The organism is Venenivibrio stagnispumantis (genome assembly GCF_900182795.1).
GTDB classification, from domain to species: Bacteria; Aquificota; Aquificia; order Aquificales; family Hydrogenothermaceae; genus Venenivibrio; species Venenivibrio stagnispumantis.
In genome coordinates this window covers 1-15,916 of record NZ_FXTX01000017.1, presented here as the reverse complement: position 1 = coordinate 15,916, position 15,916 = coordinate 1, and the positions used below count along the sequence as shown (strand labels likewise).

Annotated in this window: 17 protein-coding genes; 10 read left to right on the top strand and 7 right to left on the bottom strand. The window is 29.2% G+C overall.

Annotated elements, in window-relative coordinates; translation table 11 throughout:
- Positions 1–5 precede the first annotated feature (5 nt).
- A complete protein-coding gene (gene hemL, locus QOR43_RS06730; RefSeq protein WP_265134237.1) occupies positions 6–1,295 on the bottom strand; it encodes a glutamate-1-semialdehyde 2,1-aminomutase in 1,290 nt (429 codons plus the stop codon).
- Between the two features lie 59 nt (positions 1,296–1,354).
- Here hemL and recJ point away from each other — a divergent pair, with 59 nt between their 5' ends.
- The 6 genes from recJ (at position 1,355) to yajC (ending at position 5,109) form a co-directional block, all read left to right on the top strand.
- Positions 1,355–3,064: a single-stranded-DNA-specific exonuclease RecJ gene (recJ, locus tag QOR43_RS06725; RefSeq protein ID WP_265134238.1), complete on the top strand. Its 1,710-nt coding sequence runs from the start codon at positions 1,355–1,357 to the stop codon at positions 3,062–3,064.
- Between the two features lie 2 nt (positions 3,065–3,066).
- A complete protein-coding gene (locus QOR43_RS06720; RefSeq protein WP_265134239.1) occupies positions 3,067–3,324 on the top strand; it encodes an AbrB/MazE/SpoVT family DNA-binding domain-containing protein in 258 nt (85 codons plus the stop codon).
- Complete coding sequence (locus QOR43_RS06715) at positions 3,305–3,715, top strand: type II toxin-antitoxin system VapC family toxin (RefSeq protein ID WP_265134241.1); 411 nt, start codon at positions 3,305–3,307, stop codon at positions 3,713–3,715. Before QOR43_RS06720 ends, QOR43_RS06715 begins: the two co-directional genes overlap by 20 nt.
- A 149-nt stretch (positions 3,716–3,864) precedes the next feature.
- Positions 3,865–4,236 carry an IS1/IS1595 family N-terminal zinc-binding domain-containing protein gene (locus tag QOR43_RS06710; protein WP_265134242.1) on the top strand — a complete coding sequence of 124 codons (372 nt, stop codon included), beginning with the start codon at positions 3,865–3,867 and terminating at the stop codon, positions 4,234–4,236.
- 15 nt (positions 4,237–4,251) lie between these two features.
- Positions 4,252–4,815, top strand: coding sequence for a thiamine phosphate synthase (locus QOR43_RS06705; protein WP_265134243.1), 564 nt, complete (start codon positions 4,252–4,254; stop codon positions 4,813–4,815).
- Positions 4,816–5,109 (top strand): preprotein translocase subunit YajC, encoded by a 294-nt coding sequence (gene yajC, locus QOR43_RS06700; protein WP_265134244.1) that lies wholly within the window; start codon positions 4,816–4,818, stop codon positions 5,107–5,109.
- Here the strand turns inward: yajC and QOR43_RS06695 are convergent.
- From QOR43_RS06695 to dapA, 6 genes are all read right to left on the bottom strand, one after another.
- The gene (locus tag QOR43_RS06695) at positions 5,101–5,820 is read right to left on the bottom strand and encodes a metallophosphoesterase family protein (protein ID WP_265134245.1); all 720 of its coding nucleotides are present in this window, start codon (positions 5,818–5,820) and stop codon (positions 5,101–5,103) included. The two genes, yajC and QOR43_RS06695, sit on opposite strands and share 9 nt — an antisense overlap.
- Positions 5,817–6,263 carry a transcription antitermination factor NusB gene (gene nusB, locus QOR43_RS06690; protein WP_265134246.1) on the bottom strand — a complete coding sequence of 149 codons (447 nt, stop codon included), beginning with the start codon at positions 6,261–6,263 and terminating at the stop codon, positions 5,817–5,819. Before nusB ends, QOR43_RS06695 begins: the two co-directional genes overlap by 4 nt.
- Complete coding sequence (gene ribH / locus QOR43_RS06685) at positions 6,263–6,724, bottom strand: 6,7-dimethyl-8-ribityllumazine synthase (RefSeq protein WP_265134247.1); 462 nt, start codon at positions 6,722–6,724, stop codon at positions 6,263–6,265. The genes nusB and ribH overlap by 1 nt, the downstream gene beginning before the upstream one ends.
- Positions 6,725–6,734: 10 nt before the next feature.
- Entirely contained in the window at positions 6,735–7,790 is a 1,056-nt protein-coding gene (locus tag QOR43_RS06680; RefSeq protein WP_265134248.1) for a DegT/DnrJ/EryC1/StrS family aminotransferase, read from the bottom strand.
- A gap of 12 nt (positions 7,791–7,802) precedes the next feature.
- Complete coding sequence (locus QOR43_RS06675) at positions 7,803–8,606, bottom strand: Gfo/Idh/MocA family protein (RefSeq protein WP_265134249.1); 804 nt, start codon at positions 8,604–8,606, stop codon at positions 7,803–7,805.
- Positions 8,607–8,722: 116 nt separating this feature from the next.
- Positions 8,723–9,604 carry a 4-hydroxy-tetrahydrodipicolinate synthase gene (gene dapA, locus QOR43_RS06670; protein WP_265134250.1) on the bottom strand — a complete coding sequence of 294 codons (882 nt, stop codon included), beginning with the start codon at positions 9,602–9,604 and terminating at the stop codon, positions 8,723–8,725.
- 82 nt (positions 9,605–9,686) lie between these two features.
- Between dapA and QOR43_RS06665 the strand changes: the two genes are divergently transcribed.
- The 4 genes from QOR43_RS06665 to fbp are packed head-to-tail and all read left to right on the top strand — an operon-like array spanning position 9,687 to position 15,668.
- Positions 9,687–12,182, top strand: coding sequence for a sugar phosphate nucleotidyltransferase (locus QOR43_RS06665; protein WP_265134251.1), 2,496 nt, complete (start codon positions 9,687–9,689; stop codon positions 12,180–12,182).
- Positions 12,179–14,197: a glycoside hydrolase family 57 protein gene (locus QOR43_RS06660; RefSeq protein ID WP_265134252.1), complete on the top strand. Its 2,019-nt coding sequence runs from the start codon at positions 12,179–12,181 to the stop codon at positions 14,195–14,197. Before QOR43_RS06665 ends, QOR43_RS06660 begins: the two co-directional genes overlap by 4 nt.
- 12 nt (positions 14,198–14,209) lie before the next feature.
- The gene (locus tag QOR43_RS06655) at positions 14,210–14,707 is read left to right on the top strand and encodes a 6-carboxyhexanoate--CoA ligase (RefSeq protein WP_265134253.1); all 498 of its coding nucleotides are present in this window, start codon (positions 14,210–14,212) and stop codon (positions 14,705–14,707) included.
- A gap of 1 nt (position 14,708) precedes the next feature.
- Positions 14,709–15,668 carry a class 1 fructose-bisphosphatase gene (gene fbp / locus QOR43_RS06650; protein ID WP_265134254.1) on the top strand — a complete coding sequence of 320 codons (960 nt, stop codon included), beginning with the start codon at positions 14,709–14,711 and terminating at the stop codon, positions 15,666–15,668.
- Positions 15,669–15,916: the final 248 nt, after the last annotated feature.

The window sequence follows — 15,916 nt, the reverse complement described above, 5'->3', positions numbered from 1 at the left end:
ATCTCCTATTTTTTCAAATATCTAAATGCTTCTTCTATTTTGTTTAATGTTTCATTTATATCTTCTTTGCTATGGGCATCTGATAAAAATGCTGCTTCAAACTGGGAAGGTGGAAGATATACGCCAAGCTGTAGCATCTTTCTGAAAAATCTTCCGAATAATTCGGTATCTGAACTTTTTGCAGTTTCAAAATCTACTACATCTTTATCTGTAAAGAATAATGTTATCATAGAGCCAACTCTATTTACTCTTGCTTTTATATCATATTTTTGTATTAAAGAATTTATACCATCTTCTAAAATCTTTCCTTTTTCATCAAGGGATGGATAAGGATTTTTTTCTTTGAGTATTTGAAGCTGTTTTAAACCTGCAGCCATTGCAAGTGGATTTCCTGAAAGGGTTCCTGCCTGATATACAGGTCCAACCGGTGCTACATATTCCATAATCTCCCTTTTTCCACCATAAGCTCCAACCGGTAATCCACCACCTATAACTTTTCCAAATGTTGTTATATCTGGCTCTATTCCATATAGCTCCTGTGCTCCACCATAAGCAAGTCTAAATCCTGTCATAACTTCATCCCATATAAGTAAAGCTCCATATTTTTTTGTAATCTCCCTTAATTCTTGGTGATACTCCTTTGAAGGTGCAACAACTCCCATATTTCCTGCAACCGGTTCTATAATAACGCAAGCAATATCTTCTCCGTATTTTTCAAAGGCTTCTTTTACAGCATCTATATTGTTATAAGGTAAAACTATTGTTAAAGATGCAAGCTCTTCCGGTATCCCCGGAGTTCCCGGAATACCAAGGGTAGCAACTCCTGAGCCGGCTGAAACAAGCAAACTATCGCCGTGTCCGTGATAACATCCATCAAACTTTATTATCTTTTTTCTTTTTGTATATCCCCTTGCAAGCCTTATAGCACTCATTGTTGCTTCTGTTCCGGAGCTTACAAATCTAACCATCTCAACAGATTTAACTGCATCTACAACAGCTTTTGCCATCTCTATCTCAAGCTCTGTAGGAGCTCCAAAACTTGTGCCGAAATTAGAGATTTGTTTTATTGCATTTACAATTTGTTCGTTTGCATGTCCGAGAATAAGAGGCCCCCAAGAAAGCACATAATCTATATATTCATTATTATCTTCATCCCATATTCTGCTTCCTTTTCCTTTTTTTATAAAAATAGGCTCACCACCAACAGATTTAAAAGCTCTAACCGGTGAATTTACACCACCTACAAGATATTTTTTAGCTTCTTCAAAAAGCTGTTTAGACCTTTCAAACTTCATCTTACACCTCTTTATAAAAAAAGTTTATAATAATTATATAACAATAAGAAGGAGAAAATATGAATGTTGGAATTGGTGGATATGAATGGATAATTTTAGAAGATATACAAAAGGCACCACAATATTTAATAGATAAATATGGCAACCTATTAGCACAGCTAATATATAATAGGAAAGATTTATTTGATAAAGAATTTTCTGAGAATTATATTGAACCAACTCTTCAAAATATTATTCATTCTTCCCAATTCCCTTCCTTAGAAGAGATAGCTTTTCGTCTTGCAGAGAGTATAAAAAAAAATAAAAGAATAGTTATTTATGGCGATTATGATGCAGATGGTATAACAAGCACAGCGTTGCTTATGAATTTTTTTAAAGATATAAATTATCCGGCAAAATTTTACATACCAAGTAGATTTTCAGAAGGTTATGGATTAAATAAAGAAGCAATAAAAAAAATATCGGAAATTGCTGATACATTAATTGTTGTGGATAGTGGAACAAATGCTTATGATGAATTACTTTATGCAAAACAGCTTGGAATGGAAGTTTTTATATTAGACCATCATGAGCCACAAAATCCGGATTGGAAGGAAGAAAATATATATATATTAAATCCGAAGAACCATCAAAATTCAGGATTATTTAGGCATTTAGCAACTGTAGGTATAGCCTTTTATGTAATTGCAGTTTTAAGAAGATTGCTCGGTAAAGATATATATCTTAGAAAATATCTTGATATAGTTGCTATTGGAACTGTTGCAGATGTTGTGCCTTTATCCCTTTTAAACAGAATTTTTGTAAAATATGGCATAGAAGAGATTAATAAAAAACATAGAGTGGGAATAAAAAAACTACTTGAGAAAGCCTCATTGACAAAAAGAGATGTAAAATCTTCTGATATTGGATTTTTGCTTGCACCAAGATTAAATGCTGCCGGAAGATTATCAGATGCAAGAAAATCTGTAAAAATATTAATAACAAATGATGATATAAAGGCATCAAATTTAGCAAATGAACTTGAAAATCTAAATAGAGAAAGACAAAATATCACTGAAAGAGTATCAAAAGAAGCAATAAAAATAATAGAAAAAGAAAATATATCTAACTCAATAGTTGTAGGAAAAGAAGATTGGCATCAGGGGGTTATCGGAATAGTTGCCGGTAAATTAACTACAAAGTATAAATTGCCATCTGTTGTGCTTGCCATAAACAACGGAAAAGCTGTTGCTTCTGTAAGAAGCGTCCCGAAAGTAAATATATATAATGCATTAAATGAATGTGCAGATTTGCTTGAAAGATATGGTGGGCATGCATTAGCAGCCGGATTTACCATAAAAAGCTCCAATATACCTGAGTTTAAAGAAAGATTTAATCAAGCCATATCAAAAATATCCGGTAATTCACCATTTATAACAAAAGAGATAGATATGAGGATATCTCTTTCTTTTTGGAATAAAGAAAAAATAAAACAGATAGAAATTCTTGCACCTTTTGGAGAAAAAAATCCGGAGCCAAAATTTCTTGCACAAAATTTAAAAATAGAAGACTATTATCTTGTAGAGAAGGGAAGACTTGTTGTATTTACATTCAGGGATATTAATAATAATAGATTTACTGCTAAATGGTGGGGTGGTTTGGATTATTCAAGATATTTTGCAGTAGGATTATATGCGGATATTGTATATACTCCAACTATATCATATTGGCAGGAGAAGGAATATATTGAGTTTTTAATAGATGATATGAAGATTTATAAGAAGGGATAAAAATGAAAAAGGAAGAGTTGTTAGTTAAAGTATTACCGGAAGGTAAAGTAATAATACCTAAAGAAATTAGAGATAAACTGGGTATAAAAGAAGGTAGTATATTGATTATAAGGAAAAGAAAAAACAAGATAGAATTGCAAAAAGTTAAAACTATAAAAGATTTTTTTGGGTTTTTAAAAGGAGAAAAAACAGCAACAGAAGAAGAAATAGATAAAGCTATATATGAGGCTGTAGAAGAACGTGAAAAAAGTAACCATTGATACTAACATTTTTATAAGATTATTCACAATAGATGATGAAGTTAAATTTAAAAAAGCAAAGGAGTTAATAGAAAAAGCCGAAAAAGGAAAAATTAAACTTTTAGTTCCTTATCTTGTAATTGCTGAAATAGTCTGGGTATTAGAAAAAGTTTATAAAAGAAGTAAAATTGAAATTTCTGAGGTAATAACTGCAATTATAAATACGCCTGGTATTGAAGTTGAGTTATTTGAAGTTATAGAATATGCCATAGAATTATATAAAGATAAAAATATAAAGTTTACAGATGCTTTTATAGCCTCTTGGTCAATATTTTATAAGGTAGATGAAATAATAACTTTTGATGAAACGGATTTTAAAAAGGTTGAAAAATTAAAAGTTAGAAATTTATAAAGAATAATTTTTAGGAGGTGTTTGAGAATGGATCCGGCTGTTTGGTTTCCAACAATTATAATACTTATGGTTGTAGGAGTATTCGTAATTTTTGATATATTGGGTAGTCCTATCCAAAAATAGCTAAAAATTATGGTAAAATAGAAATCATGAAGAAGAGAGGCAGACCAAGAAAATATCAAGAGAATATAAATTGCCCAGAATGTGGTTCTAATTGGTGTAAAAAGTTTGGAAAAAATACAGGAAGGCAAAGATATAAATGTAATCAATGCGGAAGACATTTCTACGAAGGTGCTAAATATTATAAACACTCAGAAAAAGTAAAACTTCTTGCTTTAAAAATGTATAGCGAAGGAATGAGTAAATCTGCTATAGCAAGAGTATTAAATCTACCTTATGGAACAGTAGCCAGATGGATATATGAAGTTGGCAAATTTTTAGATAAGCATTTACAGGAAAAATGGAAAAAATTAGCTAATAGGATAGATATAGATGAAATATCGTATATTGATATATCTTGACAGCAAAAGTGAAAAATGATATTACCAAAATTTTATTGTATTACAGATAGAAAAAAATTTAAAAAACCATTTAAAGAGCAGATTTTATATTTAGCAAAAGAGGGGATAAGGTTATTTCAAATAAGAGAAAAAGATTTATCTTCAGAGGAGTTATTTTATCTTTGTAAAGAAACAAAAGAAGCATTAAAAGGATATGATGTTTTTATTTTTGTAAATGATAGAGTAGATATTGCATATATTTTAAATTTAACTGGAGTTCATCTACCTGAAAAAAGTATTCCTATTAAAGATATAAAATCTAAATTTCCGGATTTAATAGTAGGAAAATCCTGCCACTCAATAGAATCAGCAAAAAAGGCAGAAGAAGAAGGAGCAGATTATATATTTTACTCTCCTATTTTTGCAGTAGAGGGTAAAGATAAGCCAAAAGGATTAGAAGGTTTGAAAGATGTTTTAAAAAATGTTAAAATACCTGTGTATGCTCTCGGTGGTATAAATAAACAAAATTTACAGGAAGTATTAAATACCGGTGTATATGGTGTTGCAAGTATAAGATTATTCTTAGAGGAGGATTTTTAGATGCAAGGTGCAGAAAGTTTAATAAGTGCTGTTGTTTGGATGGTTATGTTGATAGGTATATTTTATTTTTTAATATACAGACCACAACAGCAACAAAGAAAAAAACATGAAGAATTTTTAAAAAACCTTAAAAAAGGTGATAAAGTTGTAACTTCCGGTGGAATAATAGGAGAAGTAAAAGCAGTAGATGAGAAAACTGTTACATTAAAACTTTGTGAAGGATGTTTGGTCAAATTTGTAAAAGTTGCAATAGCAAATTATTACCAAGAAGAAGAAACAACCAAATCAGAGTAAAATCTTTGCAAATAGAGAAGGAATACCGGCAGCTAAAATATCGGAGGCTGCCTTTTCTCTATTATATTCAACTCTTCTAAACTGCAGATAATTTTCATCCATATCAAAGATAAGATATTTAGCTCTTTTATCTTTATCTCTTGGTTGTCCTACACTTGCTACAGAAATTAAATATCTTTCTTCTTCTTTTATAAATATTTTTTCTTCCGATGAATAAATTTTAACATCTTTATTTTCAGTTGCAAATATCAATGGTAAATGGGTATGTCCATAAAAACAAAATTTTTGTTTAAAAGCAGAAAATGTATCAGAGGCTTCTTTTTCTTTTGTTATATATTCCATACTTCCGGGAATACAAGGTTCATCATGGGTTAAAACCCATATATCATTTTCCAAATCCTTTTCCAAGTTTCTTAAAAATTCTTTATATTTTTCTTCTAATTTTTCTTTATTATAAAAAGCAGCCATTAATGTATAAGGATTATGCATATCAATAGGTTCTGCTTCTGAGATTAATGTATCATGATTTCCTCTCAGTGATATATCACAGTTTTGGATTACCCACTGTGCAACTTCATTTGGATGGGAGCCATAACCTACAATATCTCCAAGACATATTATTTTATCAATAGATTGTTTTTTTATATCTTCTGATACTGCTTCAAGAGCATATATATTGCTATGTATATCTGAAATAAAAGCTATTCTCAATTTAAATTACCTACCTTTGTTTTATAAATTCTACTTAAAACACCATTTATAAATTTAAGTGGCGTTTCTGAAATAAGATAACATTTTGCTAAATTTAAAATATCTGCAAATTTTCTTCCAACAGTTTCATCTTTTGATAATTCATTAAATAAAAGCTCATAAACACCAAGCCTCAGTAATGCCCTCTCTATATAGCCAAGTCTTTCTAATCTCCAATCTTCTAAATAATCTTGAATAATATTATCTATTGTTTGTAGATTTTGTGATATACCTTCTATTACATTTCGTGCATATTCTTTAACTTTTGAGTTAAATTTTTCCTTTTTTATATAATCTTCAAAAATAGAAAGCATATCTTCTTTTCTTATATCATAGCTATAAAGAACTCTAAGTATAACTTCTCTTGCTTCTTTTCTTATTTTTCTATTTAAAAACCTCTTCATTATATCTGCCTTAATACATTTACCATTTCTATTGCAGTTAATGCAGCATCAAAGCCTTTATTACCCATTTTTGTGCCGGCTCTTTCTATTGCCTGTTCTATTGTATCTGTGGTTAATATGCCATAAGCTATTGGGATTTCTGTTTCAAGGGATACTTGAGCTATTCCTTTTGTAACTTCTGATGCTACATAATCAAAATGTGGTGTTGCTCCTCTAATTACTGCTCCAAGGCATATTATTGCATCATACTTTCCGGTTTTTGCTAATTTTTTTGCTGTAAGCGGTATCTCAAAAGAACCTGGAACTCTAATAATATCAATATTTTCTTCTTTTCCGTTATGTCTGATAATACAATCAATAGACCCTTCTAACAATCTTTCTGTTATTAAGCTATTAAATCTTCCTACAACTATTGCAAATTTTATATTTTCTGCTGTTAAAATTCCTTCTATTTTTCTCATATTTATTACCTCATAAAGATTTAACTATTTTTTTGAATGTTTCTATTATATATGATACCTCATCATCTGTTAGAGCACTATAAACTGGTATAGCTAAAAGTTCATCTTTAAACTGCTCTGCTTTTTCACAAGGAAGATGTAAAGCATTTCTAAGCTGATGTAATGTATAATCATAATAAACCCTTGCTCCTATGCCGTTTTCTATAAGCTTTTCTATTATTTTATTTCTTTGTAGATGTCTTAATGCGTAGATATGATAAATATGTTTTCTATTTTCTGCTTCATAAGGTAAAACTAATCCGGGTAAATCTTGAAATTCTTTGTTGTATAAGGCAGCTATCTCTCTTCTTCTTGCATTTCCTTTATCAAGTTTTTGAAGTTGATAATAACCTATTCCTGCTTGAAATTCTGTTATTCTTAAATTAAGTGCCGGATGATTTCCAAACTCTATCCAGTTTGTTATCTTTTCATCAATCTCAGGATTATTGGTGCATATTGCTCCACCTTCTCCCATTGCAACATTTTTAGATGCATAAAAACTAAATGCAGATAAATCACCAAGAGAACCTGCTTTCTTTCCTTTATATTCGGCTCCGTGTGCCTGAGCTGCATCTTCAAGAACTATAACATTATAACTATCAGCAATCTCTTTTATTTTATCCATATCAGCAGTTTGACCGAAAAGATGAACCGGTATTATGGCTTTTGGTTTGTATTTTTTTACAGCTTCTTCAAGATAAAATGTATCCATTGTGTATGTATCATCAACATCAACAACAACCGGTGTTCCACCTGCAAGAATTACTGCATCAATAGTTGCCATAAAACTAAGAGCAGGAACAATAACATAATCTTCCTTATTATTTACACCTATTGCTTTTAAAGCAATATACAATGCAGCAGTTCCGCTACATACCGTATGACAAAATGCTACATTTAGATAATTTTTAAAGCTTTCTTTAAATTTAAAAGTCCAGTTACCTCTGGTTATCTGTCCTGAGTCAATAATTTGATTAACTACTTCTTTTTCCTCTTTTCCAAATTCCGGCTTAATAATTGGTATCAATTTTTATCTCCTTTATATTTTGATATTTTCAATCTCTTTTAATATTTTTAATGCTCTAAATGAACTTTCAAAAGATGGATTATTAATAAAGTTTTGTATCATTAATTTTAATTTATCTTTTTTATCACTTTCTATGATATTTCCATTATGATAAATGCTATCTTCTACAAAATTTAGTTTTATATTTTCATCAAGTAGCCATTCTCTTCTAACAAAAGGATTAAGCCATGCTACTTCCAAATCAAACTCTGTATTATCAGATATTGCATAAACTTCAAAAATATTTCCTTTATCTTTAACAGATTTTATTTTAAAATCTCCTATTATATATTGGAAAATATATAAATCATGCCATGCAAGGTCATAAAATGGATTGATATAACCTTTCCCGAGATTTAATCTAAATCCTTTTATACCGGAAGGTTTTTTATTTAGTTTTAGATTTCTGACTATACTTGATTGAAGTTCTATTTCTGATACATGAAGATAAACATTTTTCTTTATTGCTAAATTTATTGCTTCTTCAAGCTCTTTACTACTGAGTGCCGGTGGCTTTTCTATCAATACATTTATACCTCTTTCTATTGCTTTTTTGGCAATAGGAATATGGGAGGTAGGCGATGTTGCTACAAAAAGAGCCTGTATATTTTCTTTATCTAATGCTTGATTTAAATCTTTGTATTTTTTAAAATTTTCCGGATATTTTGCCAATTTAGAATCTTCTATATCTATTAAAACGGTTTCATATCCAAGTTCAACAAATTTATTTATATATTTAGAACCCATATTCCCGATGCCAACAATTGCAACTTTCAACCAAACACTCCTTTTTAAAAATTTACCAAATATTATAAGGCAAAATTTATGCCAATCTATTATGATTAATATAACTTTTTCTTATATAGCTTTTATTTTGCAATTTTGCAAAAATGCTAAGTTATAAGATTTAGCTCTTTTAAAACTTCTTTTAATTTTTCTTCATTCTGTTTATTCATATAATAAAGAGGTAATCTCATCTCTATATCTTCAATTAATCCCATAAGATATGCAGCAGTTTTTACCGGTATAGGATTAGTTTCTACGAATAAAACTTTGAATAATTTATATAATCTGTTGTGTATTTCTCTTGCTTTTACAAAATCTCCTTCAAGGGCTAATTTACACATTTGGGATACTTCTTTTGGAACAATATTATTTGCTACGGATATAACGCCTTTTGCTCCGACAGCCATCATAGGAAGTGTTAAAGCATCATCACCGGACAGTATAACAACCTCTTCTCCTACTAAGGAGATTGTATCACTTACTCTTGCAACATTTCCGGTTGCTTCTTTCATTCCTACGATATTTGGAAAGTCTGAATATAATCTTGCAAATGTTTCAGGTAACATATCAACACCGGTTCTGGAAGGAATATTGTATAAAATAATAGGTATATTTGTTTCTTCGCAGATTGCTTTAAAATGCTGATATAATCCTTCTTGGGTAGGTTTGTTATAATAAGGCATAACTTGAAGGGAAGCATCTGCTCCTACTTTTTCTGCAAATTTTGTAAGCATAATTGCTTCATGGGTAGAGTTTGCACCGGTTCCGGCTATAATAGGTATTCTTTTTTCGGCATATTCTACTGCTAAGGCTATAACTTCTTCATGTTCTTCATAAGTAAGGGTAGCAGATTCTCCTGTTGTGCCGGCAATAACTATTGCATCTGTTTCATTTTCTATATGGAAATTTATAAGTTTTTTCAAAGAGTTTTTATCTATCTTCCCATTTTTAAATGGTGTAATAAGTGCCACAATAGACCCTTTAAACATAACACAAAAACCTCCAAAAATTAAGTTATTATAATTATATGATAAAATATTCCTAATTTCATTAAAATATAGGGGGAATATGATGAAAGCAGTAGTTATGGCCGGTGGTTTCGGAACAAGAATACAACCATTAACTAATAGCATTCCAAAACCAATGCTTCCAATCCTCAACAGACCTATGATGGAATACATAATAAAAAAATTAAAAGATATTGGTATTACAGATATTGTTGTTCTTTTATATTTTAAACCGGAAGTTATTAAAGATTATTTTAAAGATGGAAAAGATTTTGGCGTTAATATAACTTATGTTTTGCCGGATGATGATTATGGAACAGCCGGAGCAGTAAAAAAAGCAGAAAAATATTTAGATGAAAGATTTATTGTTGTCAGCGGAGACCTTGTTACTGATTTTGATTTTAAAGAGATAATAGGATTTCATGAAATAAAACAATCAAAATTAACAATAACTTTAACATCTGTATCAGACCCGCTTCAATTTGGAGTTGTTATAACAGATAAAGAAGGAAAAATTTTAAGATTCTTAGAAAAACCCGGATGGGGAGAAGTTTTTAGCGACACAATCAATACAGGAATATATATAATAGAGCCGGAGATTTTAAAATATATACCGGATAATATACCTTTTGATTTTAGTAAAGATTTATTTCCAAAACTTATGAAAGAAGGAATAACATTATACGGATATAATGCAAAAGGTTATTGGAGAGATGTAGGTAATCCTGAAAGTTATAGAGAAGTTATAAAAGATATACTTTCCGGTAAAGTAAAAATAGAAATCTACGGAGAAAAAATACAAAAAGATGGATATACCCTATATAAACAAGGAAATATAAATCTATCAAAAAATGTAAAATTAGAAGGAGTTATAGTTTTAGATGATAATGTAGAAATAAAAGAAAATTGTTATTTAAAAAATGTGGTTATCAGAAAAAATTGTAAAATAGATGAAAACAGTATACTACAAGATACTGTATTATGGAATAATGTAAATATCGGAAAAAATTGTGAGATAAAAAATGGAGTTTTGTGTGATAATGTATCCATAGGTAATAATGTAAAAGCAGAACACGGAGTTATAATAGCAGAAAATACAATAGTTAAAGATGATGTTAAATTTGAAAGAGATGTTATAATCTGGCCTGATAAACTGATAGAAGAAAAAAGTATAATCAGCAGTAATCTAATATGGGGAGAAAAATACAAAGCCGGTTTATTTGAAGGTGGAAAAGTTTCCGGAAGAACTAATATAGAGCTTTCCTGTGAGATGGTTGCAAAACTTGCAGAAAGTTTTGGCTCAATAATACCAAAAGGTAAAACAATAATAGTAGGAAGGGATTATCACAGAGCTTCAAGAATGTTAAAAAGAGCTTTCTTAGGTGGATTACTTGGCACAGGAGTTAATGTTTTAGATTTAAAGTTATCTTCATTGCCGGTTTTAAGATATATATTATCAAATAGTGATAATGTTGCCGGTGTATATTTTAGACAATCACCGGAAAATCCTGCTTCCACCGATATACTCTTTTTTGATAATGATGGATTACCAATAGATACAAATACAGAAAAAACAGTTGAAAGAATATTTTTCAGGGAAAATTTCAGAAGGGCTGCTTATAATGAGATTGGAGAGATAAAAGAAGACCCAAGCCTTCCAAAAAGCTATAAAGCCAGATTTTTATCCTTAATCCAGAAAGAAACTATCCAATCTTCACAAATAAAAATAATAGCAGATTTATTAAATGGTTCTACATATACAATATATCCGGATATTATAAATAACCTTAATATAGATAATATCTTGATAAATGCTTATCAAGATGAAAGAAAATTATCACAAATAAGCATATTAAAACAAAAATCAATATCAGAAATATCAAAAATAGTATCTGCCCTTAAATTATCATCAGGTTTTGTTATATATCCGAGTGGTGAAAAATTAACAATAATCTCCGAAAAAGGAGAAATCCTTCAAAATTATAAATCTGTTTTAATATTTTTATATCTTATCAATAAAACAGCAAATAAACAACTAAAAATTTATCTGCCGGTATATATTCCGGATATTCTTGATAACTTCCTTGATAATCTTATTATAGAAAGAGGTAAAACCATAGGATTAAAAGCTTCATTTTTAAAAGATTATTATTTCTTTGCAAATCTTGAAGGGAATTATGCATTTACAGAATTTTCTTATTCTTTTGATGGAATGTTTGCATCTGTTAAATTACTTGAAATGCTTTCAAAAGCAAATTTAACAATATCAGAATGTTTAAATGTTTTACCGGATTTTTATTTTAATCATACCCTTGTTGCATGTCCTTCTTATCTAAAAGGAAAGATGATGAGAAAATTTTCGGAAGAAGCAATAGATAAAAATGCTTCTTTCGTAGATGGAGTAAAAATATTCTTTGATAATAAAAACTGGATACTTATGATACCTGACCAATATGCAGACAGCCTTCATATATATATTCAGGCAGAAAATAAAGATAAAGGAGAAGAGATATTAAACGAATACTTAGAAAAGATAAATAACTGGATAATGGAAGAATGAAAAAGTTATATCTTGCTTTTTTATGGCATATGCATCAGCCATCTTATAAAGAGGCAACTTCCGGAAAATATATAATGCCGTGGAGTTTTTTACATGCTATAAAAGATTATTATGAAATGCCCTGGCATATTAGCAATTTTAAAAAAATAAAAGCAACCTTTAATCTTGTTCCTTCTCTACTTGAAACTTTACAAGATTATATAAAAGATTTTAAAAATGATTTAACCCTTTCTCTTATTTATAAAGATGAAGAAAAATTAACAGAAGAAGAAATAAATTATTTACTTGATATTCTTTTTAGTAGTAATTTAAAAAATATGATAATGCCTTTTGAAAGATATTATCAGCTTTTTTTAAAAAAACAAAACGGTAATAAATTTACATATCAAGAAATCCTTGATTTAAAAATTTTATTTTTACTTGCATGGAGTGGAAATTATCTTAGAGAAAATTGTCCATTAATAAAATCATTAATTGCAAAAGGCAAATTATACACAAAAGAAGATAAAATTGCCCTTTTGGATAGATTAATATCTTTTTTGAAAGAGATTATTCCTTTTTATAAAAAGTTAGAAAAAAAAGGTAAAATAGAAATATCAACAACACCTTTTTATCATCCTATTTTACCACTTTTAATAGATATAGAATCTGCAAAAGAGGCTAAAAAAGATATAACTCTTCCAAAGGTAAGGGCTAATTTTAAAGAAGATGCAAAAAAGCATGTAATAAATGCAATAGATTTTTATAAAAATATTTTTGGAAAATTGCCTTCCGGATTTTGGCCGGCAGAAGGCTCTATTAGCAATCAAACCTTAGATTTATTTAATGAGTATCAAATATTATGGACAGCATCAGATGAAGATGTATTATTTAACAGCATAGGAGGAAGAAATATAGAAAAAATTTATCAAAAACATAAATATAAGAATATTTATCTATTTTTCAGAGATAAATATCTAAGTGATTTAATAGGATTTAGATATCAAGAAGAAGATGAAGAAAAAGCAACAGATGATTTTATATCAAGATTAAAGGATATTTATGATAAATACCAATTTTCGCCTATTGTTTGCGTTATTCTTGATGGAGAGAATGCTTGGGAGTTTTATAAAAATAATGGATATGATTTTTTACGACTTTTATATAAAAAGATAGAACAAAATTATGAATGGATAGAATGTATAACTTTTGAAGAAGCAATAAAAAAAGATGATATACCGGAAAATCAGATAACGAATATTGTAGCCGGAAGTTGGATATATGGAGATTTTACAACATGGATAGGGCAGGAAGAAAAAAATATAGCATGGGAAGTTTTATCTATCACAAAAAATTATCTTGAAACAAAGCCAAAATCCGAAGAAGCAGAAAAATTGATGCTTATTGCTGAAGGTAGCGATTGGTTTTGGTGGTATGGAGATGACCATTTTACACATTTTGCAGATAAATTTGATAGATTATTTAGAGCAAATTTACAAAAGATATATCAGATTTACGGCGATGAACCACCGGCTAAAATATTAAAACCTATAAAAAAGTTATATAAAAAACCTATTATTAAAGAACCTAATTATTACATAACACCGGTAATAGATGGAGAGATAACAAATTATTATGAATGGCTAAATGCAGGAGAGATAGATATAAAATTTGATGCCGGCACAATGGATAGTAGCAAAATCTTTATAAAAAAAGTTTATTATGGTTATGATAAACAAAATTTTTATTTAAGATTAGATGGAGATTTAGACAAGATAAAGGATAAATATTTAACTATAGAGATAATATCAGATACAAAAAAAGATATAACGATAGATTTATCAAAAAATGGGGAAAATTATGCTATTGGCAAGATATTAGAGATAAAAATACCTATTTCGTTTATAGGAAGAAAAAATTTTGAAATTTTATTTAAAATAAAAGATAAAAATGATAATACAGTTTTAAAACTGCCGTTATATAGCTATTTGGAAATTGATATTTCAAAAGAATTTGATTATGAATGGTTTGTTTAATATAATATTGTTATGAGTTTGGATAAACAGATAACAGCTTTAAAAGAGATAAATAAGCAGATAAGGAAGTTAAAATCAAAAGAGCCTATTATTGTTGGTAAATTTGCACTTACAGTTTATACCCAAGGTATGTATCCGGCTAATATAATATCATTACTTCATCCGGATATTCATTTATTACAGCAAGCATTAAGAGAGCTTGGATATACTCAATTTGGGGATTTGTGGCTTAAAGATGATATAAATGTTGAAATAAGCAAAGATTTTGAATTAATTACGGGAAATTTTAATCAGATACAGATTGAAGATGAAATAATAAATGTTTTATCTTTGGAAGATTTAATAGCTGATATGATGAAATATTGCTTGGAAGGGGATGATTTGGTTTGTGACCTTATAAAAATGCTTATTAAATCTTATGAAAAATTTATTGATTTTCATTATCTTTACGGAAGATTAAAAGATAAAAGAGCAGTTTCTTTTATAAAAAATATAAAAAGAGGTGGATAAAATGGCAAAAATTGGGACAGATTTATCAAGATTTATATTAGAAGAAGAAAGAAAATATCCAAATGCAACGGGTTCTTTATCTTTGGCTCTTCTTGCTATTGAGAATGCAACAAAGATTATAGCTTCACATATAAAAATGGCTGGACTTATAGATATTCTCGGTAAAACCGGAAAAACAAATATTCAAGGGGAAGAAGTCCAAAAACTTGATGAATTTTCAAATCAGTTATTAATTGAGCATCTTGGTGAAAGTGGTCAATTTTTTGCCTGTGCATCGGAAGAGCTTGATGATGTTATATATTTTGAGCATGGGAAAGATGCGAAATATGTTATAGCTTTTGACCCATTAGATGGCTCTTCTAATATAGATGTTAATGTTAGTGTAGGAACTATTTTTTCTATCCATAAAAAAATAGAAGGAAATGAAAATGATTTTCTTCAAGAAGGTTATAAACAGGTGGCAGCCGGTTATATCGTTTATGGCTCTTCTGTTATGTTTGTTTATACAACCGGAAATGGAGTAAATGGCTTCACATTAGACCCATCTGTAGGAATGTTTTTATTATCTCATCCGGATATTAAAATACCTAAGAAAGGAAAGATTTATTCTATAAATGAAACAAATTATCCAAAATGGGAAGAAGGACTTAGAAAGTATATAGATACACTAAAAGAAGAGGGCTATACATCAAGATATATCGGTTCTATGGTTGCAGATGTTCATAGAACTCTTTTAAAAGGTGGTATATTTGCTTATCCTGCTGATAGTAAAAATAAATCCGGAAAGTTAAGACTTTTATATGAAGCTTCTCCTATGGCGTTTATAATAGAGCAAGCCGGCGGAAAAGCTACTACCGGAAAAGAAGATATTTTAAAAATAAAACCGGAAACCCTTCATCAAAGGGTGCCGGTATTCCTCGGAAGTGAGGAAGATATAAACAGATTATTAAGCTTTCTTTAAAGCTTTTTCACCTAAATATTTATAAACAATAGCTATAAAAATAAATCTTATCTTTAAGGCTGCTGCTTTTTTATATATTATTATACCAAAACAATGATATAATAACCCTTATGAAGATAATAGATATGAGGGTAATAGATATGAAGGTAATAGATAAAAAGCTAATAGAAGAAGATATAATAGAACTAAAAAAGCTTCAAAAAACGATAAAGCATAGAAGATTTGTTCCGAGAATTCAAATGTTAATT

Bases quoted from the DNA above. Each gene is read 5' to 3' on its own strand.
- hemL (WP_265134237.1), bottom strand. From the start codon at position 1,295: ATGAAGTTTGAAAGGTCTAAACAGCTTTTTGAAGAAGCTAAAAAATAT.
- ribH (WP_265134247.1), bottom strand. From the start codon at position 6,724: ATGAGAAAAATAGAAGGAATTTTAACAGCAGAAAATATAAAATTTGCA.
- recJ (WP_265134238.1), top strand. From the start codon at position 1,355: ATGAATGTTGGAATTGGTGGATATGAATGGATAATTTTAGAAGATATA.
- QOR43_RS06655 (WP_265134253.1), top strand. From the start codon at position 14,210: ATGAGTTTGGATAAACAGATAACAGCTTTAAAAGAGATAAATAAGCAG.
- nusB (WP_265134246.1), bottom strand. From the start codon at position 6,263: ATGAAGAGGTTTTTAAATAGAAAAATAAGAAAAGAAGCAAGAGAAGTT.
- yajC (WP_265134244.1), top strand. From the start codon at position 4,816: ATGCAAGGTGCAGAAAGTTTAATAAGTGCTGTTGTTTGGATGGTTATG.
- QOR43_RS06720 (WP_265134239.1), top strand. From the start codon at position 3,067: ATGAAAAAGGAAGAGTTGTTAGTTAAAGTATTACCGGAAGGTAAAGTA.
- dapA (WP_265134250.1), bottom strand. From the start codon at position 9,604: ATGTTTAAAGGGTCTATTGTGGCACTTATTACACCATTTAAAAATGGG.
- QOR43_RS06710 (WP_265134242.1), top strand. From the start codon at position 3,865: ATGAAGAAGAGAGGCAGACCAAGAAAATATCAAGAGAATATAAATTGC.
- QOR43_RS06665 (WP_265134251.1), top strand. From the start codon at position 9,687: ATGAAAGCAGTAGTTATGGCCGGTGGTTTCGGAACAAGAATACAACCA.
- QOR43_RS06660 (WP_265134252.1), top strand. From the start codon at position 12,179: ATGAAAAAGTTATATCTTGCTTTTTTATGGCATATGCATCAGCCATCT.
- fbp (WP_265134254.1), top strand. From the start codon at position 14,709: ATGGCAAAAATTGGGACAGATTTATCAAGATTTATATTAGAAGAAGAA.
- QOR43_RS06705 (WP_265134243.1), top strand. From the start codon at position 4,252: ATGATATTACCAAAATTTTATTGTATTACAGATAGAAAAAAATTTAAA.